16 protein-coding genes are annotated in these 20,048 nt (G+C 74.6%); 10 read left to right on the forward strand and 6 right to left on the reverse strand.

Annotated features, from left to right (window positions below; all coding sequences use genetic code 11):
- Positions 1 to 148: 148 nt before the first annotated feature.
- The 4 genes from ACZ5FU_RS06010 to ACZ5FU_RS06025 all read left to right on the forward strand — a co-directional run bounded on the left by ACZ5FU_RS06010 (position 149) and on the right by ACZ5FU_RS06025 (position 6,575).
- The gene (locus tag ACZ5FU_RS06010; protein ID WP_451526763.1) at positions 149 to 1,072 is read left to right on the forward strand and encodes an LLM class F420-dependent oxidoreductase; all 924 of its coding nucleotides are present in this window, start codon (positions 149 to 151) and stop codon (positions 1,070 to 1,072) included.
- Positions 1,073 to 1,435: 363 nt separating this feature from the next.
- Entirely contained in the window at positions 1,436 to 2,368 is a 933-nt protein-coding gene (locus ACZ5FU_RS06015; RefSeq protein ID WP_469044814.1) for a DUF4232 domain-containing protein, read from the forward strand.
- 107 nt (positions 2,369 to 2,475) lie between these two features.
- Positions 2,476 to 3,990, forward strand: coding sequence for a 3' terminal RNA ribose 2'-O-methyltransferase Hen1 (locus ACZ5FU_RS06020; RefSeq protein WP_469044816.1), 1,515 nt, complete (start codon positions 2,476 to 2,478; stop codon positions 3,988 to 3,990).
- Positions 3,987 to 6,575, forward strand: a complete 2,589-nt coding sequence (locus ACZ5FU_RS06025; protein ID WP_451526766.1) for a polynucleotide kinase-phosphatase — start codon at positions 3,987 to 3,989, stop codon at positions 6,573 to 6,575. The genes ACZ5FU_RS06020 and ACZ5FU_RS06025 overlap by 4 nt, the downstream gene beginning before the upstream one ends.
- Before the next feature lie 125 nt (positions 6,576 to 6,700).
- Here ACZ5FU_RS06025 and ACZ5FU_RS06030 read toward each other — a convergent pair whose 3' ends face one another.
- A complete protein-coding gene (locus ACZ5FU_RS06030; RefSeq protein WP_451780060.1) occupies positions 6,701 to 7,594 on the reverse strand; it encodes a diacylglycerol kinase catalytic domain-containing protein in 894 nt (297 codons plus the stop codon).
- Positions 7,591 to 8,655, reverse strand: a complete 1,065-nt coding sequence (locus ACZ5FU_RS06035; protein ID WP_451526768.1) for an SPFH domain-containing protein — start codon at positions 8,653 to 8,655, stop codon at positions 7,591 to 7,593. The genes ACZ5FU_RS06030 and ACZ5FU_RS06035 overlap by 4 nt, the downstream gene beginning before the upstream one ends.
- Positions 8,656 to 8,795: 140 nt before the next feature.
- Here ACZ5FU_RS06035 and ACZ5FU_RS06040 point away from each other — a divergent pair, with 140 nt between their 5' ends.
- The gene (locus tag ACZ5FU_RS06040; RefSeq protein WP_451526769.1) at positions 8,796 to 10,019 is read left to right on the forward strand and encodes an arginine deiminase; all 1,224 of its coding nucleotides are present in this window, start codon (positions 8,796 to 8,798) and stop codon (positions 10,017 to 10,019) included.
- Positions 10,020 to 10,273: 254 nt separating this feature from the next.
- Positions 10,274 to 11,284 (forward strand): ornithine carbamoyltransferase, encoded by a 1,011-nt coding sequence (gene argF, locus ACZ5FU_RS06045; protein ID WP_451526770.1) that lies wholly within the window; start codon positions 10,274 to 10,276, stop codon positions 11,282 to 11,284.
- A gap of 85 nt (positions 11,285 to 11,369) precedes the next feature.
- Here argF and ACZ5FU_RS06050 read toward each other — a convergent pair whose 3' ends face one another.
- Positions 11,370 to 11,855: an ATP-binding protein gene (locus ACZ5FU_RS06050; protein ID WP_469044818.1), complete on the reverse strand. Its 486-nt coding sequence runs from the start codon at positions 11,853 to 11,855 to the stop codon at positions 11,370 to 11,372.
- Between the two features lie 347 nt (positions 11,856 to 12,202).
- Between ACZ5FU_RS06050 and ACZ5FU_RS06055 the strand changes: the two genes are divergently transcribed.
- Both ACZ5FU_RS06055 and ACZ5FU_RS06060 read left to right on the forward strand, forming a co-directional pair.
- Positions 12,203 to 13,030: an enoyl-CoA hydratase family protein gene (locus ACZ5FU_RS06055; protein WP_451526772.1), complete on the forward strand. Its 828-nt coding sequence runs from the start codon at positions 12,203 to 12,205 to the stop codon at positions 13,028 to 13,030.
- A complete protein-coding gene (locus ACZ5FU_RS06060; RefSeq protein ID WP_468645651.1) occupies positions 13,015 to 15,399 on the forward strand; it encodes a bifunctional salicylyl-CoA 5-hydroxylase/oxidoreductase in 2,385 nt (794 codons plus the stop codon). Before ACZ5FU_RS06055 ends, ACZ5FU_RS06060 begins: the two co-directional genes overlap by 16 nt.
- A 48-nt stretch (positions 15,400 to 15,447) precedes the next feature.
- Here the strand turns inward: ACZ5FU_RS06060 and ACZ5FU_RS06065 are convergent, their stop codons facing one another.
- Positions 15,448 to 16,272, reverse strand: a complete 825-nt coding sequence (locus ACZ5FU_RS06065; protein ID WP_451526774.1) for a PaaX family transcriptional regulator — start codon at positions 16,270 to 16,272, stop codon at positions 15,448 to 15,450.
- Between the two features lie 15 nt (positions 16,273 to 16,287).
- Positions 16,288 to 17,892, reverse strand: a complete 1,605-nt coding sequence (locus ACZ5FU_RS06070; RefSeq protein WP_468833340.1) for an AMP-binding protein — start codon at positions 17,890 to 17,892, stop codon at positions 16,288 to 16,290.
- A gap of 205 nt (positions 17,893 to 18,097) precedes the next feature.
- Between ACZ5FU_RS06070 and ACZ5FU_RS06075 the strand changes: the two genes are divergently transcribed.
- Positions 18,098 to 19,423 (forward strand): acyl-CoA dehydrogenase family protein, encoded by a 1,326-nt coding sequence (locus tag ACZ5FU_RS06075; protein ID WP_469044820.1) that lies wholly within the window; start codon positions 18,098 to 18,100, stop codon positions 19,421 to 19,423.
- Positions 19,420 to 19,821: a RidA family protein gene (locus ACZ5FU_RS06080; protein ID WP_451526777.1), complete on the forward strand. Its 402-nt coding sequence runs from the start codon at positions 19,420 to 19,422 to the stop codon at positions 19,819 to 19,821. The genes ACZ5FU_RS06075 and ACZ5FU_RS06080 overlap by 4 nt, the downstream gene beginning before the upstream one ends.
- On the opposite strand, the gene ACZ5FU_RS06085 is transcribed toward ACZ5FU_RS06080, so the two are convergent.
- Entirely contained in the window at positions 19,822 to 20,010 is a 189-nt protein-coding gene (locus ACZ5FU_RS06085) for a DUF5999 family protein (protein WP_451526778.1), read from the reverse strand.
- Positions 20,011 to 20,048 lie beyond the last annotated feature (38 nt).

The following is a 20,048-nucleotide window of genomic DNA, read 5'->3' on the forward strand; positions in this document are numbered from 1 at the left end:
CCCGGCCGTCGGTGTGCCCGGCCCCGTCGGCGCGCCCTGCTCCCCGGTCCGTCCGCCGGCCCCGTGTGCCGCCTCGGCCGGGGCGGAGGGTACGGAGGGGGCCGGAGGGTCTGCCGAGGCCGGTGAGGTTCTCGTGCAGGATGGAGGTATGGATCTCCGTATCTTCACCGAGCCCCAGCAGGGCGCCACCTACGACACGCTCCTCACGGTGGCCAAGGCCACCGAAGACCTCGGCTTCGACGCCTTCTTCCGTTCCGACCACTATCTGAAGATGGGCGACGTGGACGGCCTGCCCGGTCCCACCGACGCCTGGATCACCCTCGCGGGCCTCGCCCGGGAGACCCGTCGCATCCGTCTCGGCACGCTCATGACCGCCGCCACCTTCCGACTGCCCGGCGTCCTCGCCATCCAGGTCGCCCAGGTGGACCAGATGTCCGGCGGCCGTGTCGAACTCGGCCTGGGAGCCGGATGGTTCGCCGAGGAGCACGCCGCGTACGGCATCCCGTTCCCGAAGGAGAAGTTCGGCCGCCTGGAGGAGCAGCTGGCGATCGTCACGGGCCTGTGGGCCACGGAAGCCGGCCGGACCTTCGACTTCCAGGGCGAGCACTACCAGCTCAAGGACTCGCCCGCACTGCCCAAGCCCGCCCAGGCCAAGATCCCCGTGCTCATCGGCGGCCACGGGGCGACCCGCACGCCCCGGCTGACCGCCCGCTACGCCGACGAGTTCAACATGCCGTTCAGTTCGGTCGAGGACACCGAGCGGCAGTTCGGCCGGGTCCGGGCCGCCGCCGAGAAGGCGGGGCGCGCACCCGAGGAGATCACCTACTCCAACGCCCTGGTGGTGTGCGTCGGCAAGGACGACCGGGAGGTCGCCCGCCGCGCCGCCGCGATCGGCCGCGAGGTCGACGAGCTCAAGGAGAACGGCCTGGCGGGCACCCCGGCCGAGGTCGTCGAGAAGATCGGCCGCTACGCCGAGGTCGGCGCCACGCGCTTCTACCTCCAGGTCCTCGACCTGCACGACCTGGACCACCTGGAGCTCATCTCCGCCCAGGTCCAGTCGCAGCTGCCGTGACGCTCCAGGTCCAGTCGCAGCTGCCGTGACGCCCCCGGCCCAGTCGCAGCCGCCGTGACGACGCCGCGCGCCTCGCGAGTTCCCGGCGCCGGACGAGGGCCTCACGCGACGCGCACCGCGCGCCGTGGACGCCGCGTGTCCCGCGCCCCGGCCCCTGGGCCCCGGACAACGATGTCCGGCACCCGGAGGGCGGCACCCGGAACGTGACGGCGGACAGGCACCCGCACCCCGCACCCCGGCCTTCCGGGCTCGGACGACGACGTCCGGTGCCCGGAACGCGGCGGCGGTCACTGTGACAGCCCTGTGACCGGAATTATGACCTCCGCCACAGTCGCCGGGACGGCCCCCTGATGGGGTGGCCGGATGCGCAGACCCACCCCCCTCCTCCTGCCGGCCCTCGCCGCCGTGCTGTTGCTCCCGGCGTGCGGAACGCAACGCGCCGACACCCACGGCGGCGGCCCCGGCGCGGACACGGCCTCGTCCGGTGCCCGGGTGACCGACCCGGGCGTCGACGGGGTCCGGATCACCTCGGTGACCGTTCCGTCGCCCTCCCCGTCCCCCCGGCGCAGCCTCTCGGTCAGCGCCGAACGGCTGCCCACCGGCTACGCCCTCGGCATCTCCGCCTCCTACGAGGTCACCAACCGGGGCACCGAGGCGATGACGTACGCGATCCTCGTCGCCTTCACCAACGACGCCGGTGAGGCGATGGGCAACCAGCGGGCGACCGTGCGCGCGGTCGCCCCCGGGAAGACCGTCCGCGGCACCGTCACCCTGGGGGCGGCGACGCCGGGGTTCTCGTCGGTGACGCGGGCCGAGGTCGCCGACGTCACCAAGGTGCCCGTGGCCGAGGCGCCGGCCGACGCGGGCGACTGCCCGCCCTCCGGGATCCGCGTCACCGCCGACCAGGGCGACGCGGCGATGGGCCTGCGCGTGGTGGGCCTGCACCTGGAGAACTGCGGATCGCGCGACTACGCCGTCCACGGCTACCCGTTGCTGGAACTGCTGGACGGCGAGCGCGAGCCGGTCGACGGCGTCGAGATCCTCCGGGGCAGCGGCGAGATCACCACCGGGGCCGGGCCCGACGTGCCGCCCGAGCCCGTCACCCTGAAACCGGGCGAGACGGCGAGGGCGAGCCTGGTGTGGCGCAACACCACCGAGTTCGGTACGCCGGTGAACGTGCCCTACGTCCGGGTCCGGGCGAAGGAGGGCGCCGACCCGGTCATGGTGACGCCCCGACTCGACCTGGGAACCACCGGGAAGCTCGGCGTCCGGCCCTGGGAACGGGCGGCGCGGTAGCGCGGGAAAATCCCGGGTGCCCGTGCGCCGATCTCTGTACGTTGGAGAGGCGCGCAGGCGCATCACCAGCGCTTTCGCTTCTTCCGAACCCTTCCGAGGCGACCACCGTGTTCCTGACGATCACCACCACCGGCACCCCCGAACGCCCCGCCACCGACCTGGGCTTCCTGCTGCACAAGCATCCCGACAACGCGCAGGCGTTCTCCACCTCCTACGGCACGGCGCACGTCCTCTACCCCGAGGCGGACGCCGGGCGCTGCACGGCGGCGCTGCTGCTGGAGGTGGACGCCGTGGCGCTGGTCCGCCGGGGCAAGGGCAAGGGCCGTGGTGGCGCCCCCGACGCGGCGCTCGCCCAGTACGTCAACGACCGCCCGTACGCGGCCTCCTCGCTGCTCGCCGTCGCGCTGAGCGCCGTCTTCTCCAGCGCCATGCGGGGCGTGTGCGCGGCGAAGCCCGAACTCCCCTCGCGGCCGAGGCCGTTGCGCGTCGAGGTGCCCGCGCTGCCCGCGCGCGGCGGCTCCGGCCTCGTCCAGCGCCTCTTCGAGCCGCTCGGCTGGACGGTGACCGCCGAACCGGTCCCGCTCGACGCGGAGTTCCCCGACTGGGGCGACTCGCGGTACGTGCGCCTCGTGCTGGAGTCCGAGACGCTGACCCTCGCCGAGACCCTGCGGCACCTGTACGTCCTGCTGCCCGTCCTCGACGACGCCAAGCACTACTGGGTGTCCCCCGACGAGGTCGACAAGCTGCTGCGCGCCGGGGAGGGCTGGCTGCCCGGCCACCCCGAGCAGAAGCTCATCACCAGCCGGTACCTGTCGCGCCGCTGGTCGCTGACCCGGCAGGCGACGGAACGCCTGGAGCTGGTGCGGCTCGCCGAGACCGACGACACCGCGGTCGAGGAGATCGACAACGCGGTCGGGGCGGAGACGGAGGCCGAGGAGAGGCCGACCCCGCTCGCCGTGCAGCGCCGGGACGCGATCGTCGCCGCGCTGGTCGGGTCCGGCGCCGCCCGGGTCCTCGACCTCGGCTGCGGGCAGGGCCAGTTGGTGCAGGCACTGCTGAAGGACCCGCGGTTCACGGAGATCGTCGGCGTCGACGTGTCGGTGCGCGCCCTGGCCATCGCCTCCCGGCGGCTGAAGCTGGACCGGATGGGGGAGCGGCAGGCCTCCCGCGTGAAGCTGTTCCAGGGCTCGCTCGCCTACACCGACACCCGGCTCAAGGGCTATGACGCGGCCGTGCTCAGCGAGGTCGTCGAGCACCTCGACCTGCCGCGGCTGCCCGCCCTGGAGTACGCGGTGTTCGGCTCGGCCCGCCCCCGCACGGTCCTCGTGACCACCCCGAACGTCGAGTACAACGTCCGCTGGGAGACCCTCCCGGCCGGCCACGTCCGGCACGGCGACCACCGCTTCGAGTGGACCCGCGAGGAGTTCCGCGCCTGGGCCGGCGCGGTCGCCGAACGGCACGGATACGACGTGGGGTTCACCCCCGTCGGGCCGGAGGACCCCGAGGTCGGACCGCCGACCCAGATGGCCGTGTTCACCCTGCGGACCACGAACGAGAAGAACCAGAAGAACCAGAAGAACCAGAAGAGCGAGAAGAGCGAGAAGGAGGCGAAGGCGGCATGACCGACACCCCCGCGACCCCCGCGGCACACGCGACAGGCGCGACAGGCGCGGCGGACGGGCAGGGCCGCGTCCTGCCCGTCACCGACCTCTCCCTCGTCGTGCTGATCGGCGCGTCCGGGTCGGGCAAGTCCACGTTCGCCCGACGGCACTTCAAGCCCACCGAGGTCCTCTCCTCCGACTTCTGCCGCGGCCTGGTCGCCGACGACGAGAACGACCAGAGCGCCTCGCGGGACGCCTTCGACGTCCTGCACCACATCGCGGGCAAGCGCCTCGCGGCGGGCCGGCGCACGGTCGTCGACGCGACCAGCGTGCAGCAGGACTCCCGGCGCCAGTTGATCGAACTGGCCCGGCAGCACGACGTGCTGCCCATCGCGATCGTGCTGGACGTGCCGGAGGAGGTGTGCGCCGAACGCAACGCGGCCCGCTCCGACCGCGCCGACATGCCCCGCCGGGTCATCCAGCGCCACACCCGTGAACTGCGCCGCTCGCTGCGGCACCTGGAGCGCGAGGGCTTCCGCAAGGTGCACGTCCTGCGGGGTGTGGCGGACGTGGAGAACGCCACCGTCGTCACCGAGAAGCGCTTCAACGACCTGACCCACCTCACCGGGCCCTTCGACATCATCGGCGACATCCACGGCTGCGCCGCCGAACTGGAGTCGCTGCTGGGCAAGCTGGGCTACGTCGACGGCGTGCACCCGCAGGGCCGCCGGGCCGTCTTCGTCGGCGACCTCGTCGACCGCGGCCCCGACAGCCCCGGCGTGCTGCGCCGCGTGATGGCGATGGTCGGGTCGGGCGACGCGCTGTGCGTGCCCGGCAACCACGAGAACAAGTACGGACGCCACCTGCGCGGCCGCAAGGTCCAGCCCACCCACGGCCTCGCCGAGACCATCGAGCAGATGGAGCGCGAGAGCGAGGAGTTCCGCGCGCAGGTGCGGGAGTTCCTCGACGGGCTCGTCAGCCACTACGTCCTCGACGGCGGCCGGCTGGTGGTGTGCCACGCCGGCCTGCCCGAGAAGTACCACGGCCGCACCTCGGGCCGGGTCCGCTCGCACGCGCTGTACGGCGAGACCACCGGCGAGACCGACGAGTTCGGCCTCCCGGTGCGCTATCCGTGGGCGGAGGACTACCGGGGGCGGGCCGCGGTCGTCTACGGCCACACCCCGGTCCCGGAGGCGAGCTGGCTCAACAACACCATCTGCCTGGACACCGGCGCCGTGTTCGGCGGCAAGCTGACCGCGCTGCGCTGGCCCGAGCGGGAGCTGGTCGACGTACCGGCCGAGCGGGTCTGGTACGAGCCGGTGAAGCCGTTGCGGGCCGAGGCGCCGGGCGGGCACGACGGGCGTCCGCTGGACCTGAAGGACGTGCACGGCCGGCGGGTGGTCGAGACCCGGCACGCCGGGCGGGTGTCCGTGCGCGAGGAGAACGCGGCGGCGGCCCTGGAGGTCATGAGCCGCTTCGCCGTCGACCCGCGCCTGCTGCCGTACCTGCCGCCCACCATGGCGCCGACGGCGACCAGCCGCGTCGAGGGGTACCTGGAGCACCCGGCGGAGGCGTTCGCGCAGTACGCCGAGGACGGGGTGGCGCGGGTGGTGTGCGAGGAGAAGCACATGGGCTCGCGGGCGGTGGTCCTGGTGTGCCGGGACGCGGAGACCGCGCGCCGCCGCTTCGGCGTGGACGGGCCGACGGGCTCGCTCTACACCCGCACCGGCCGCCCGTTCTTCGACGACGGGTCGGTCACCGAGGAGATCCTCGGCAGGGTCCGCACGGCGGTCGGCGAGGCGGGGCTGTGGGACGAACTCGCCACGGACTGGCTGCTGCTGGACGCGGAGCTGATGCCGTGGTCGCTGAAGGCGGCCGGGCTGCTGCGCTCGCAGTACGCGGCCGTCGGTGCCGCGTCCGGCGCCGTCCTCCCCGGCGCCCTGGCCGCCCTGGAGGGCGCGGCCGCCCGCGGGGTCGACGTGCGCGACCTGCTGTCCCGGCAGCGTGGACGGGCCGCGGACGCCGCCGCGTTCACGCGGGCGTACCGCCGCTACTGCTGGACCACGGACGGCCTGGACGGGGTCCGGCTGGCGCCGTTCCAGATCCTCGCCGTCCAGGGGCGCAGCCTCGCCGGCCTGCCCCACGACGGACAACTGGCCCTGCTGGACCGGCTGGTGGAGCACGACGGCACCGGTCTGCTGCAGACGACCCGGCGCCTGTACGTCGACACGGCCGACCCCGAGTCGGTGCGGGCCGGTGTCGACTGGTGGCTGGAGACGACGGAGCGCGGTGGCGAGGGCATGGTCGTCAAACCGCTCGGGGCACTGGTGCGCGGCCCGGCCGGCCGCCTGGTCCAGCCGGGCGTCAAGTGCCGGGGACGCGAGTACCTGCGGATCATCTACGGTCCGGAGTACACCCGCCCCGACAACCTCGCCCGGCTGCGGCAGCGCTTCCTGAACCACAAGCGCTCCCTGGCGGTCCGCGAGTACGCCCTCGGCCTGGAGGCCCTGGACCGGCTGGCGGAGGGCGAGCCCCTGTGGCGCGTGCACGAGGCGGTCTTCGGCGTGCTCGCCCTGGAGTCGGAGCCGGTCGACCCGCGGCTGTGAGGCGCGAGGCGGCGGGCGGCGGTCCTCACCCCCGCCGCCCCTCCCCGTCCCGACCGCCGAGCCGGGCGGGCCGTGGCGGGCCGTGGCAGGGCGCCGGTGCCGGGGCCGGGTGGGGGAGCGTGGTGTCAGCGCACCAGCCGCAGCCGTTCCGCGCACACGCCCACCGTCACCCGCTGCCCCCAGGTCAGTTCCACCGCGTCGCTCTCGACGCCGTCGCCGAAGGCGACCAGCCGTTCCGACTCGACGGTCAGGGTCAGCCGGTCGCCGGCCGTGAGTTCGCCCGCGACCAGGGAGGTGCCGGTGGCCGGGGACGGCCAGGCCTCCCGCACGAACCACAGCAGCCGCTCCTCGCAGGGGCCCGGCGGGCGCGGGCCGTCGTCGCCGCGCTGCCGCCGGACCGAGCTGATCCAGCCGGTGGCCCCCGTGCCGGTGCCGACCAGCACCCCGGAGGAGGCCTGGGCCTCGGCGACACCCCCGTCGCCGCCGAGGCCCAGGCGGTACCGGGCGGTCTGGTGGCCGGCCGCGCCGAGGTAGATCTCGTTCAGGGCCACCAGCCGCTGGGTGTCGTCGGCGACGGCCTCCACCATGGTCAGTTCCTCGACGTCCCCGGTGCCGGCCGCCAGCAGCGCCCGCGCGTCGGCGGGCCGGTGGCGGACCAGGACGCCCGGATTGCGGCCGGGGTCCGTGTCGATGCCCACGACCGGCTGGCCCGCCAGGTACTTGGCGACGTTCGCCACCAGCCCGTCCTGGCCGACCACGACCACCACGTCCTCGGGCGCGAACAGGAAACGGTCCAGGTCCCGCCGTTCCACCCGGCTCTGCCGCCAGGCCAGGGGGATCGCCGCCGTCACCCGGGCCAGCGCGCGCCGGCCGGCGCGGTGGCGCTCGGCGACCTCCTCGATGTCCCGGCCCCGCGAGGAGAGGAAGAAGGCGGCCTGGCCGTGCGTGCCGTGCCGGGCCACCAACTCCTCGTACTCCGTGGTGCGGTGGACCAGCACGGCCCGCGGGGCGAGACTCACCGCGGTGCTCCCAGCCTGGCCAGCAGCCCCGTCAGCACGTCGGGCGAGACGGTCAGGTTGTCGATGTGCGGCAGGTTCTCCGCGAGCCGGGTGCCGGTGAGGGCGTGCAGGGTGGCGACGTCGACGTCCGCGTGCACCCGGAGCCAGGCGGCCTGGGCCTGCGCCCGCGCCTCGCCCACCTCGCGGGCCGCCTCCGCCTCCGCGCGGGCGATCCGCACCGAACGGGTCGCCTCCGCGTCGCCGAGGGCCACGGTACGGGCCGCCTCGGCCTCCGCCAGGCGCACCGACCGGGTCGCCTCCGCCTCGGCGCGCACCTTGTCGGCCGCCGCGTCCTCCTCGGCCTCGCGCCGCGCGTTGGTGCCGCGCTGGTCGACCAACTGCTCCTCGCGCCGGGCCAGTTCGATCCGGCTGGCGAGTTCGTTCTCGGCGATCGCGCGTTCCCGTTCGACGGCCACCGCCCGCCGTTCGTACGTCGCCCGGTCGGCCTCCTGCTGGATCTGCTCGCGCGCCGGGGTGCGCAGTGCCCGCTCCACCTCGGGCTCCGGCCGCAGCGCCACCACGCGCACGGCGACGATCTCGATGCCGGTGGCGGGCAGCCGGGGCTCGGCCGCGAGTCCGGCCGCGACCCGCTCGCGCACCGCCGTCACCCCGTCGACCAGCGCCGCCGACAGCGGCGTGCGGGCGAGCACGTCCAGCGCGTGCTGCTGGGCGGTCTCGGTCAGCAGGGTGCCGAGCTGTTCCAGCGGGGAGCCGCGCCAGGCCCCGGTGTCGGGGTCGATCGAGAAGTCGAGCCGGGCGGCGGCGAGCGCCGGGTCGCCGACCCGGTAGGTCACGGTCGCCTGCACGGCCACGTCCTGGAAGTCGGCCGTACGGGCGTGGAAGGTCATGGCCAGTTCGCGGTCGTCCACCGGGACCTCGGAGAGCGCGGCGCTCAGCGCGCGGAACCAGAAGCTGAGCCCCGGACCGTCGTGCACCAGCGTCCCGGAGCGGTGGTGGCGGATGTGCGCCGTCGGGGCGCCCCGCAGATGGCGCCAGCCCAGGCGCCGGGTGATGTCGGCCACGGGATTCCCCTCGCTCGCCTTGTTCTCGTCATGAAGACGATAAACGGGAGATCCACTTGTCGTCAAGGGGACGAGAACGGGGCGGTGCGGAATCGGGCCGGGTGCGGGTGAAGACGGGTCCCGGTGGTCAGGATGGAGGCATGGGATTCCATGTCGACTCCGAGGCCGGGCGGCTGCGCCGCGTCATCCTGCACCGGCCCGATCTCGAGCTCAAAAGGCTCACCCCCAGCAACAAGGACGCCCTCCTCTTCGACGACGTGCTCTGGGTGCGGCGGGCGCGCGCCGAGCACGACGGCTTCGCGGACGTGCTGCGCGACCGCGGCGTCGAGGTCCACCTCTTCGGCGACCTGCTCACCGAGGCCCTGGAGATCCCGGCGGCCCGAACGCTCGTCCTCGACCGGGTCTTCGACGAGAAGGAGTACGGGGTGCTCGCCACCGACCACCTGCGCGCGGCCTTCGAGAACCTGCCCGCGCCCGCCCTGGCGGAACTCCTCGTCGGCGGCATGACCAAGCGGGAGTTCCTCGACGCGCACCCCGAACCCACCTCCGTGCGCTTCCACGCCATGGAGCTCGACGACTTCCTCCTCGGCCCCCTCCCCAACCACCTCTTCACCCGCGACACCTCCGCCTGGATCTACGACGGGGTCTCCATCAACGCGATGCGCTGGCCGGCCCGGCAGCGCGAGACCGTGCACTTCGAGGCGATCTACCGCCACCACCCCCTCTTCCGCCCCGAGGAGTTCCACCTCTGGTCCGAGGGGCAGGCCGACTACCCCTCCACCATCGAGGGCGGTGACGTCCTCGTCATCGGCAACGGCGCCGTGCTCATCGGCATGAGCGAGCGCACCACGCCCCAGGCCGTCGAGATGCTCGCCCACAAGCTGTTCGCGGCGGGCTCGGCCACCGCGATCGTCGCCCTCGACATGCCGAAGCGGCGCGCGTTCATGCACCTCGACACCGTGATGACGATGGTCGACGGCGACACCTTCACCCAGTACGCCGGCCTCGGCATGCTCCGCTCGTACACCATCGAGCCCGGTGTCGGCGAGAAGGAGCTCAAGGTCACCGACCACCCGCCGGAGCACATGCACCGCGCGATCGCCGCCGCCCTCGGCCTCAGCGAGATCCGCGTCCTCACCGCCACCCAGGACGTGCACGCCGCCGAGCGTGAGCAGTGGGACGACGGCTGCAACGTCCTGGCCGTCGAACCGGGCGTCGTCATCGCCTACGAGCGCAACGCCACCACCAACACCCACCTGCGCAAGCGGGGCGTCGAGGTCATAGAGATCCCGGGCAGCGAGCTGGGACGGGGGAGGGGCGGGCCGCGCTGCATGAGCTGTCCGGTGGAGCGGGGGCCGGTGTAGCCGCCGGCGCGCCGGCCGGTGCGGTGCCGGTGCGCCGCCCGCGGGCTGCCGGTGTGCCGACGGGGGGTGCCGGCCGGTGCGGTGCCGGTGGGGTGCGGGCCGGTGGGGGCGGTGGGGTGACGCGGGGGGCGGGACGGGATGTATATAAATGCCTAACGTCGTATAGACTTCCAAACTCCCGTCGTCGGCACCGTCGACGACCGCGTCAGCGAACCTGCCGCGGAACCTGTTCACCGCACCTCTGGAGCGCCCCCATGGCGACAGTCCCGACCGCCCTCGCCGGCCGCCACCTCCTCAAGGAGCTGGATCTCACCGGGGAGGAGTTCCGCGGGCTGGTCGAGCTGGCCGCCGAGCTGAAGGCCGCCAAGAAGGCCGGGACCGAGACGCGGCACCTCACCGGCCGCAACATCGCCCTGATCTTCGAGAAGACCTCCACGCGCACCCGCTGCGCGTTCGAGGTCGCCGCCGCCGACCAGGGCGCCTCGACCACGTACCTCGACCCGAGCGGCTCGCAGATCGGCCACAAGGAGTCCGTGAAGGACACCGCCCGCGTGCTCGGCCGGATGTACGACGGCATCCAGTACCGCGGCGACAGCCAGGACAAGGTCGAGGAGCTGGCCGCGTACGCCGGCGTGCCCGTCTACAACGGCCTCACCGACGACTGGCACCCCACCCAGATGCTCGCCGACGTGCTCACCATGACCGAGCACACCGACCGGCCGCTGCACGAGATCGCCTTCGCCTACCTCGGCGACGCCCGCTTCAACATGGGCAACTCCTACCTGGTCACCGGTGCCCTGCTCGGCATGGACGTGCGGATCGTCGCGCCCAGGGCCTACTGGCCCGCCCAGGAGGTCGTCGACCGCGCCCGCGAACTGGCCGGCGCCAGCGGCGCGCGCGTCACGCTCACCGAGTCGCTCGCCGACGGCGTGCGCGGCGCCGACTTCGTCGCCACCGACGTGTGGGTCTCCATGGGGGAGCCCAAGGAGGTCTGGGACGAGCGGATCGAGGCCCTCGCCCCGTACGCCGTGACCATGGACGTCCTGCGAGCCACCGGCAACCCGGACGTCAGGTTCCTGCACTGCCTGCCCGCCTTCCACGACCTCGGCACCGAGGTCGGCCGCGAGATCCACGCCCGGCACGGCCTGGACTCGCTGGAGGTGACCGACGAGGTCTTCGAGTCCGCGCACTCCGTCGTCTTCGACGAGGCCGAGAACCGGCTGCACACCATCAAGGCCGTCCTGGTGGCGACCCTGGCCCGGTAGGCGGGACCGCGACGGCGCCGGCCGCGGGTCCGTGGCGACGCCGGCCGCGGGACCGCGACGGCGCCCGCCCGGTGGCGGGTCCGGCTCACGCCGGGCGCGGATGCCCCTGCGGCGGTACGGCGGCCAGCCGGAACCACACCGCCTTGCCGGTCTCCGTCGGCCGGTGACCGCAGGACGAACTGAGCGCGCGGATCAGCAGCAGTCCTCGCCCGTGCTCCTGCCACGGGTCGGGCTCCCGGCCGGTGGCCGGCCGGGTCAGGTCGCCGGGCGGCACCGGGTCGGGGTCGTGCACCTCGACCTGGCAGCCGGTCGGCAGCAGCCGCACCACCAGCTCGATCGGGTCGTCCCCGGCGGTGTGCTCCACGGCGTTCGCCACCAGTTCGGCGGTCAGCAGCTCCGCCGTGTCGCTGTCCGCCCGGTGCTCCAGCTCCGCCAGCGCCGTGCGGACCAGGGCGCGCGCGACCGGCACGGCCGCGGCGGAGTGCGGCAGCGCGACGCGCCAGGACGCGGCTGGGGAGGGGCGTTCGTACAAGGCGAGTCCGTTCGTGGCGCAGGCCCCCGGGTGCGGCACCGGGCGGTCCTGCTCTCGATTCGAGGAATGGTACGGCGGCCCCGGCCCGAGGCCCAGACCGGTGGCCGTACGGGACCGTCCGTGCCGTCGCCGGCCGGCCCACCCGTCACAACGATCCCGGGCGCACCCCTGATCCCGTCGTCACCACCTTGTCGAGAACCGGTGACGCGGGTGACGACAGGGCTCCGGCGCGACGGGGCGTCCGTCACCCACCGGCCCGCCCCTCGCACACCGTCCCGTCCCGCACCGTCGCGGCGCGGGCCGACTCGCCCTATCGCGCACTCCTGACGACAGTCACGTACAGGTGATAACTTCGAAGGTGACCACGCGTCGAGGAGGCCGCCCTCATGAGTCCCTTCACCGGCTCCGCCGCCCGCACCTCCGACTGGCACCACCTGCGCGTCACCCGTGCCGACGGCGTCGCCACCGTCACCCTCGCCCGCCCCGAGAAGCTCAACGCGCTCACCTTCGGCGCCTACGCCGACCTGCGCGACCTGCTCGCCGAACTGTCCAGGGAGCGCTCCGTGCGCGCCCTGGTGCTGGCCGGCGAGGGGCGCGGCTTCTGCTCCGGCGGAGACGTCGAGGAGATCATCGGCGCCACCCTCGCCCTGGACACCGCCCAGCTGCTCGACTTCAACCGGATGACCGGCCAGGTCGTCCGGGCGGTGCGGGAATGCCCGTTCCCGGTGATCGCCGCCGTGCACGGGGTGGCCGCCGGAGCGGGTGCGGTGCTGGCCCTGGCCGCGGACTTCCGCGTCGCCGACCCCAGCGCCCGCTTCGCGTTCCTCTTCACCCGCGTCGGCCTCTCCGGCGGCGACATGGGCGCCGCCTACCTCCTGCCCCGCGTCGTCGGCCTCGGCCACGCGACCCGCCTGCTCATGCTCGGCGAGCCGGTCCGCGCCGCCGAGGCGGAGCGGATCGGCCTCATCAGCGAGCTGGCGCAGGAGGCCCGTGCCGACGAGGCCGCCCACCGCCTCGCCCGCCGCCTGGCCGACGGCCCGGCCCTGGCGTACGCCCAGACCAAGGCCCTGCTGACGGCCGAACTCGACATGCCGCTGGCGGCGGCGGTGGAACTGGACGCGGCCACCCAGGCCCTCCTGATGAACGGCGAGGACTACGCGGAGTTCCACGCGGCCTTCACCGAGAAGAGGGCGCCGAAATGGCAGGGGCGTTGAGCACGCCCGCCCCGGCGGCGCGCCCCGCGTCCGAGGGCCCCGCCCGCCCCTCGCGCATCGCGGTCGTCGGCGGCGGCCCGGGCGGCCTCTACACCGCCGCCCTGCTCAAACGCCGTGCCCCCGAGCGCCGGGTGACCCTCTGGGAACGCACCCCCGCCGACCGCACCTTCGGCTTCGGCGTGGTCCTCTCCGACGAGACCCTCGGCGGCATCGAACACGCCGACCCCGCCGTCCACGACGCCCTCCGGCAGAGCTTCGTCCGCTGGGACGACGTGGACGTCGTCCACCGCGACACCCGCCACACCTGCACGGGCCACGGCTTCGCCGCCCTGAGCCGAAAGCGCCTCCTGGAGATCCTGCACGCCCGCTGCCACGCCCTCGGCGTCGAGCTGCGCCCCACCGAGGCACCGCCCGTGGCGCACCTCGCGCGCACCCACGACCTGGTCGTCGCCGCCGACGGCGTGCACAGCGCCGTCCGCGAGACCTACGCCGGGGTGTTCCGCCCCCGGATCACCACCCACCGCTGCCGCTACATCTGGCTGGCCGCCGACTTCGCCTTCGACGCCTTCCGGTTCGAGATCGCCGAGACCGAGCACGGCGTGATGCAGCTGCACGGCTACCCCTACGCCCGCCCGTCCCCCGGCCACCACCCCTCGACGGGGCCCTCCGGGCCGCAGGACCGGTCCGGTGCCTCCACCGTCATCGTCGAGATGCGCGAGGAGGTCTGGCGCGCGGCCGGGTTCGACGGGATCACCCCGCGGGAGTCCGTCGCGCGCTGCGCCGAGATCTTCGCGGACGCGCTCGGCGGCAGGCCGCTGCGGTCCGGCGACTCGGCGTGGACCACGTTCCGCACGGTGGTCAACGAACGCTGGTCCCACGGCAACGTGGTGCTGCTGGGCGACGCCGCCCACACCGCCCACTTCTCCGTCGGCTCCGGCACCAAGCTCGCCGTCGAGGACGCCCTGGCGCTGACGGCCTGCCTGGAGGAACAGCCCGACCTGCGCGCGGCGCTGACCGCCTACGAGGAGGAGCGCAAACCGGTCGTCGCCTCCACCCAGCGCGCCGCCCGCGCCAGCCTGGAATGGTTCGAGGACCTCGCCCTGTACGTCGGCCAGCCGCCGCGCCGGTTCGCCTTCAACCTGCTCACCCGCAGCCGCCGCGTCACCCACGACAACCTGCGGCTGCGCGACGCCCGCTTCACCGGCGGCGTGGAGCGGGAGTTCGGCTGCCCGCCCGACACGCCCCCGATGTTCACGCCGCTGCGGCTGCGCGGCCTGACCCTGCGCAACCGGGTGGTCGTCTCCCCGATGGACCTGTACTCCGCGGCCGACGGCGTCCCCGGCGACCTCCACCTCGTCCACCTCGGCGCCCGCGTCCTCGGCGGGGCCGCACTGGTCATGACGGAGATGGTGTGCGTGTCGCCCGAGGGGCGCATCACGCCCGGCTGCACCGGCCTCTACACCGGCCGGCAGGCCGACGCGTGGCGGCGGATCACCGACTTCGCGCACGAGCGGGCACCGGGCACCGCGATCGGCGTGCAGCTCGGCCACTCCGGGCGCAAGGGCTCGACCCGGCCGATGTGGGAGGGCATGGACGAGCCCCTGCCGGACGGGAACTGGCCGCTCGTGGCCGCCTCCCCGCTGCCGTACAAGCGGGGGAGCCAGCTGCCCCGGGAACTCGGCCGGGCCCAGCTCACCGATCTGCGGCACCAGTTCGCGGCGGCGGCCGGGCGGGCCGCGCGGGCCGGGTTCGACCTCCTCGAACTCCACTGCGCCCACGGCTACCTGCTGTCCGGCTTCCTCTCCCCGCTGACCAACCGGCGCACCGACGCCTACGGCGGCTCGCCGGAGCGGCGGCTGCGGTTCCCGCTGGAGGTCTTCGACGCCGTCCGGGCCGTGTGGCCGGAGGAACGCCCCATGACGGTACGGATCTCCGCCACCGACTGGGCCGACGGCGGGACCACGGCCGAGGACGCCGTAGGGATCGCCCGCGCCTTCGCCGCGCACGGGGCCGACGCGATCGACGTCTCCACCGGGCAGGTCGTCGCCGACGAGAGGCCGCAGTACGGCCGGTCGTACCAGACGCCGTTCGCGGACCGGATCCGGCACGAGGCGCGGATCCCGGTGATCGCCGTCGGCGCCGTCTCCTCCTGGGACGACGTCAACTCGCTGCTGCTGGCCGGGCGCGCGGACCTGTGCGCGCTGGGCCGGCCGCACCTGTACGACCCGCACTGGACCCTGCACGCGGCCGCCGAACAGGGCTACGACGGACCGGGCGCCGTCTGGCCGGCACCGTACCGGGCGGGCAGCCGGCCACCGCGGACCGGCCGCACCGACGCCCCCAGACCGCGGCTCACGCTGGAGAGCTGAGAGCTGAGAGCCGAGAGCCGAGAGCCGAGAGGGGGGACCGGGGGCGGCTCAGGCCTCGGGGAGCAGTCCCGCGAAGGCGGCGCCCGCGTCCCGCAGCCGGTCGTGCAGCCCCCGGAACACCGCCGCCGAGCGCGTCCCCGGCCAGTCGTCCGGCAGCAGCGCGGCGGGCAGGCCGGGATCGGCGTAGGGCAGGTGGCGCCAGGCGTCCAGGGCGAGCAGGTAGTCGCGGTACGCCTCCTCCGCCGGGGTGTCCTCGCGCCGTTCCCAGGCCCGTAGCACGCGCGCGTGGCGGTCGAGGAACGCCTCGTGCTCCTCGGCGACGGCCGCCAGGTCCCACCAGCGGCCGACGGCCTCGACGGTCGGCGTGAAACCGAGGTGCTCGCCGCGGAAGAAGTCCACGTAGCCGTCCAGGCGCAGCCGTTCCAGGGCGTGCCGCGTCTCGTCGTACAGCCGGGCCGGGGCGATCCACACACCCGGGGCGGCAGTGCCGAAGCCGAGACCGGCCAGCCGGGAGCGCAGCACGTGCCGCTTCTGCCGCTCCGACTCCGGCACCGAGAACACCGCCAGCACCCAGCCCTCGTCCTCGGGCGGCGCGGTGGCGTAGACGCGCCGGTCGCCGTCCTCCAGCAACTGCCGTGCCTCCGCCGACAGTTCGTACCCGGCGGCGCCCTGCGGGGTGCGGGCGGGCAGCAGCAGGCCGCGCCGTTTCAGCCGGGACACCGAGGAGCGCACGGCAGGCGCGTCGACACCGACCGCGGCGAGCAGCCGGATCAGCTCGGCGACGGGCACCGGGCCCGGCGCGAAGCGGCCGTACGCCCCGTAGAGCGTGACGATGAGGGACCGGGGTGCGGGCTGGTCGGACACGTTGATCATCTTAGGTCGTCGGCATCACTGCTGGTCACCACCGGTGTCGCCGGTGGCGCGCAGCCGGAAACGCTGGAGTTTGCCGGTCGCGGTGCGCGGCAGCGCGTCCAGGAACACGATCTCGCGCGGGCACTTGTACGGTGCCAGCTCCGCCTTGAGGAAGGCCCGCAGCGCCTCCGCGTCCGGACGCGCCCCGGCCCGCAGGACGGCGAACGCCACCACCACCCGGCCGCGCGCCTCGTCGGGCCGCCCGACGACCGCCGTCTCGACGACGTCGGGGTGCCGCAGCAGCGCCTCCTCCACCTCGGGACCCGCGATGTTGTACCCGGCGGAGACGATCATGTCGTCGGCGCGGGCCACGTACCGGAAGTAGCCGTCCGCCTCGCGGACATAGGTGTCGCCGGTGACGTTCCACCCGTCGCGCACGTACTCCCGCTGCCGCGGGTCGGCGAGGTAGCGGCAGCCCACCGGGCCGCGCACGGCGAGCAGTCCGGGCAGGCCGTCGGGGACGGGATCGCCGTCGCCGTCCTGCACCCGCGCCTGCCAGCCCGGCACGGGGACGCCCGTGGTGCCCGGCCGGATCCGCTCGTCGGCCGCGGAGAGGAAGATGTGCAGCAGCTCGGTGGCCCCGATCCCGTTGATCAGGCGCAGCCCGGTCCGCTCGTGCCAGGCCCGCCAGGTGGCCGCGGGCAGGTTCTCGCCCGCGGAGACGCAGCGGCGCAGCGACGAGACGTCGTGCCCGTCGAGGTCGCCGAGCATCGCCCGGTAGGCGGTGGGCGCGGTGAACAGCACGGACACCCGGTGCTCGCCGATCGCCGGCAACAGTTGCCGCGGGCCCGCCTGTTCGAGCAGCAGGGCGCTCGCGCCCGCCCGCATCGGGAAGACCAGCAGACCGCCGAGACCGAAGGTGAAACCGAGCGGGGGACTGCCCGCGAACACGTCGTCGGCGCGTGGCGCCAGCACGTGCCGGGAGAAGGTGTCGGCGATCGCCAGCACGTCCCGGTGGAAGTGCAGGCAGCCCTTGGGCCGACCGGTGGTGCCCGAGGTGAAGGCGATCAGCGCCACGTCGTCGTCGGCGGTGCCCACGGCCGGGAACGGGCCGGCGGGCGCCCGCCGCCTCAGCAGGTCGTCGGGGGCGTCGCCGCCGTACACCGCGATCCGCAGCCCCGGTATCCCCGCCCCGGCGAGGTCGCCGACCGACCGGACGTCGCACAGGGCGTGCCCCACCCGGGCGATCGCGCACATCGTGCGCAGCTCCTGCGGGCGCTGCTGCGCCAGCACGGTGACCGCGATCGCCCCCGCCTTCAGCACCGCCAGCCAGCAGGCCGCCAGCCACGGCGTGGTCGGCCCGCGCAGCAGCACCCGGTTTCCCGGCACGACGCCCAGCTCGCCGGTGAGGACGTGCGCCAGCCGGTCGACGCGGGCGCGCAGCTCCCCGTACGTCCAGGGCGCCCCCGCGGGGGTGCGGAACACCGGCCGCCCGGGTGCGCCGCCGTCGAGCAGCTCGGCGGCGGCGTTCAGCCGCCGGGGGTAGCGCAGCTCCGGCAGATCGAAGTGGAGTGCGGGCCACCGGTCGGGCGGCGGGAGGTGGTCGCGCGCGAAGGTGTCGACGTGGGCCGAGGCGTGCATGGCGGATCGCCCCCTTGTCTGGGTGGGCGCCCGGGAGCGCCGTGGTGCGCGTGACGGTGGGCGTGACGTGACGTGACGTGGCGTGGCGTGACGGTGCGCGTGGCGTGGGCTCGCCCACCGAGCGTATCGCCTCGGTGACGACAGTCAACGGTTCGCGATACCGTGGGGGTGGCAGAGGCAAGGCCATCGGCGGAGAGGGGCGGCGATGCCCGCGTTCTCGCTCGAACCGGCACGGACGGCTTGGTGCGCCGAACTGCGCGCCCTGGCCGCCGACCGGCTGCGCCCGCTCGCGGAGAAGGGCGAACCCGGCCGGGTCGACCGCCCCCTGCTCGCCGAGCTCGGCCGACTGGGCCTGCTCGCCCGCCTGTTCACCTCCGGCGCCCTCGACCTCTGCCTGATGCGCGAGTCCCTCGCCCACGCCTGCACCGAGGCGGAGACCGCCCTCGCCCTCCAGGGCCTGGGCGCGCACCCCGTCCACGCGCACGGCAGCCGCGACCAGCGGGAGCACTGGCTGCCCCGCGTCACCGACGGCAGCGCCGTGGCCGCCTTCGCGCTCAGCGAGCCGGGGGCGGGCTCGGACGCGGCCGCGCTCTCCCTCGCCGCGGAGCCCGACGGCACCGGCGGCTGGCGCCTGACCGGCGAGAAACGCTGGATCTCCAACGCCCCCGAAGCCGACTTCTACACCGTCTTCGCCCGTACGACACCCGGAGCGGGCGCCCGCGGCGTCACCGCCTTCCTGCTCCCCGCCGACCGCCCCGGCCTCACCGGAACCGCCCTCGACATGCTCTCCCCGCACCCCGTCGGCGCCCTCACCTTCGACGCCGTCCCGGTCACTGGGGCCGACCTGCTCGGCGAACCGGACCGCGGCTTCCGCGTGGCCATGTCCACCCTCGACCTCTTCCGGCCCAGCGTCGGCGCCTTCGCCGTCGGCATGGCCCAGGCCGCCCTCGACGCCACCCTGGCCCACACCGCGCGACGGGACGCCTTCGGCGGCAAGCTGAGGGACCTCCAGACGGTCGCCCACCAGGTCGCCGAGATGTCCCTGCGCACCGAGGCGGCCCGCCTGATGGTGTACGCCGCCGCCACGGCGTACGACACCGGCGCACCCGACGTGCCGCGCCGCGCCGCCATGGCGAAACTCCTCGCCACCGAGACCGCGCAGTACGTCGTCGACACGGCCGTCCAGCTCCACGGCGCCCGCGCCCTGCGCCGGGGCCACCTGCTGGAACACCTGTACCGCGAGGTGCGGGCGCCACGGATCTACGAGGGGGCGAGCGAGGTGCAACGCACCATCATCGCGAGGGAGTTGTACGCGCGGGCGGACCGCACGGAGCCGGACCGCACGGAGCCGGACCGCACGGAGCCGGACCGCACGGAGCCGGACCGCACGGAGCCGGGGCGCCCCGGGGCGGACAGCACGGCACCGGATCGCACGGAGCCGGACGGTACGGTGCCGGACCGCACGGAACCGGACCGTGCGCGGGCGGGCGGGGACGGCCCCGCGCAGGCCGGGCCGGAGGGCGTCCGGTGACCGCCGAGCGCGTCAACCCGCCGGAGCTGTCACCGCCGGCCGGCTTCTCGCACGCGGTCGTCGCGACCGGCTCCCGCGTGGTGTTCCTGGCCGGCCAGACCGCGCTGGACGCCGACGGGAAGGTGGCCGGGGACTCGCTGCCCGACCAGTTCGCCCGCGCCCTGGCCAACCTCCTGACCGCCCTCGCGGCGGCCGGCGGCACCCCGGCGGACCTCGCACGCGTCACGGTGTACGTCACCGACGTCGCCGCGTACCGGGCCCGCGCACCCGAACTCGGCCGCGTGTGGCGGGCGCTGGCGGGCCGGGACTATCCCGCCATGGCGGTCGTCGGGATCGTACGGCTGTGGGACGAGGAGGCCCTCGTCGAACTGGACGGGTTCGCCGTCCTCGGGGACTGATCAGGCGGCGACGGCGAGCCGTTCGGCCGGCACGCGGTGCGGGGCCACGACACGGCCGTCGGGCAGCAGCTCGCCGGAGTCGTCGAAGACGATCGTGCCGTCGCACAGCAGCGTCCAGCCCTGCTCGGGGCGGGCCGCGACGACGTGCGCGGGGTCGGCCGGGGAGTTCGTCGTCCGGTGGGTACACATGGCGCACCTCCACGTCGGTGGGGCCACCGGTCGGCGGG

Source organism: Streptomyces sp. NPDC031554 (assembly GCF_055580685.1).

Bases quoted from the DNA above. Each gene is read 5' to 3' on its own strand.
- ACZ5FU_RS06075 (WP_469044820.1), top strand. From the start codon at position 18,098: ATGCCCGCGTTCTCGCTCGAACCGGCACGGACGGCTTGGTGCGCCGAA.
- ACZ5FU_RS06055 (WP_451526772.1), top strand. From the start codon at position 12,203: ATGAGTCCCTTCACCGGCTCCGCCGCCCGCACCTCCGACTGGCACCAC.
- ACZ5FU_RS06085 (WP_451526778.1), bottom strand. From the start codon at position 20,010: ATGTGTACCCACCGGACGACGAACTCCCCGGCCGACCCCGCGCACGTC.
- ACZ5FU_RS06010 (WP_451526763.1), top strand. From the start codon at position 149: ATGGATCTCCGTATCTTCACCGAGCCCCAGCAGGGCGCCACCTACGAC.
- ACZ5FU_RS06025 (WP_451526766.1), top strand. From the start codon at position 3,987: ATGACCGACACCCCCGCGACCCCCGCGGCACACGCGACAGGCGCGACA.
- ACZ5FU_RS06015 (WP_469044814.1), top strand. From the start codon at position 1,436: ATGCGCAGACCCACCCCCCTCCTCCTGCCGGCCCTCGCCGCCGTGCTG.
- ACZ5FU_RS06070 (WP_468833340.1), bottom strand. From the start codon at position 17,892: ATGCACGCCTCGGCCCACGTCGACACCTTCGCGCGCGACCACCTCCCG.
- ACZ5FU_RS06065 (WP_451526774.1), bottom strand. From the start codon at position 16,272: ATGATCAACGTGTCCGACCAGCCCGCACCCCGGTCCCTCATCGTCACG.
- ACZ5FU_RS06040 (WP_451526769.1), top strand. From the start codon at position 8,796: ATGGGATTCCATGTCGACTCCGAGGCCGGGCGGCTGCGCCGCGTCATC.
- argF (WP_451526770.1), top strand. From the start codon at position 10,274: ATGGCGACAGTCCCGACCGCCCTCGCCGGCCGCCACCTCCTCAAGGAG.
- ACZ5FU_RS06060 (WP_468645651.1), top strand. From the start codon at position 13,015: ATGGCAGGGGCGTTGAGCACGCCCGCCCCGGCGGCGCGCCCCGCGTCC.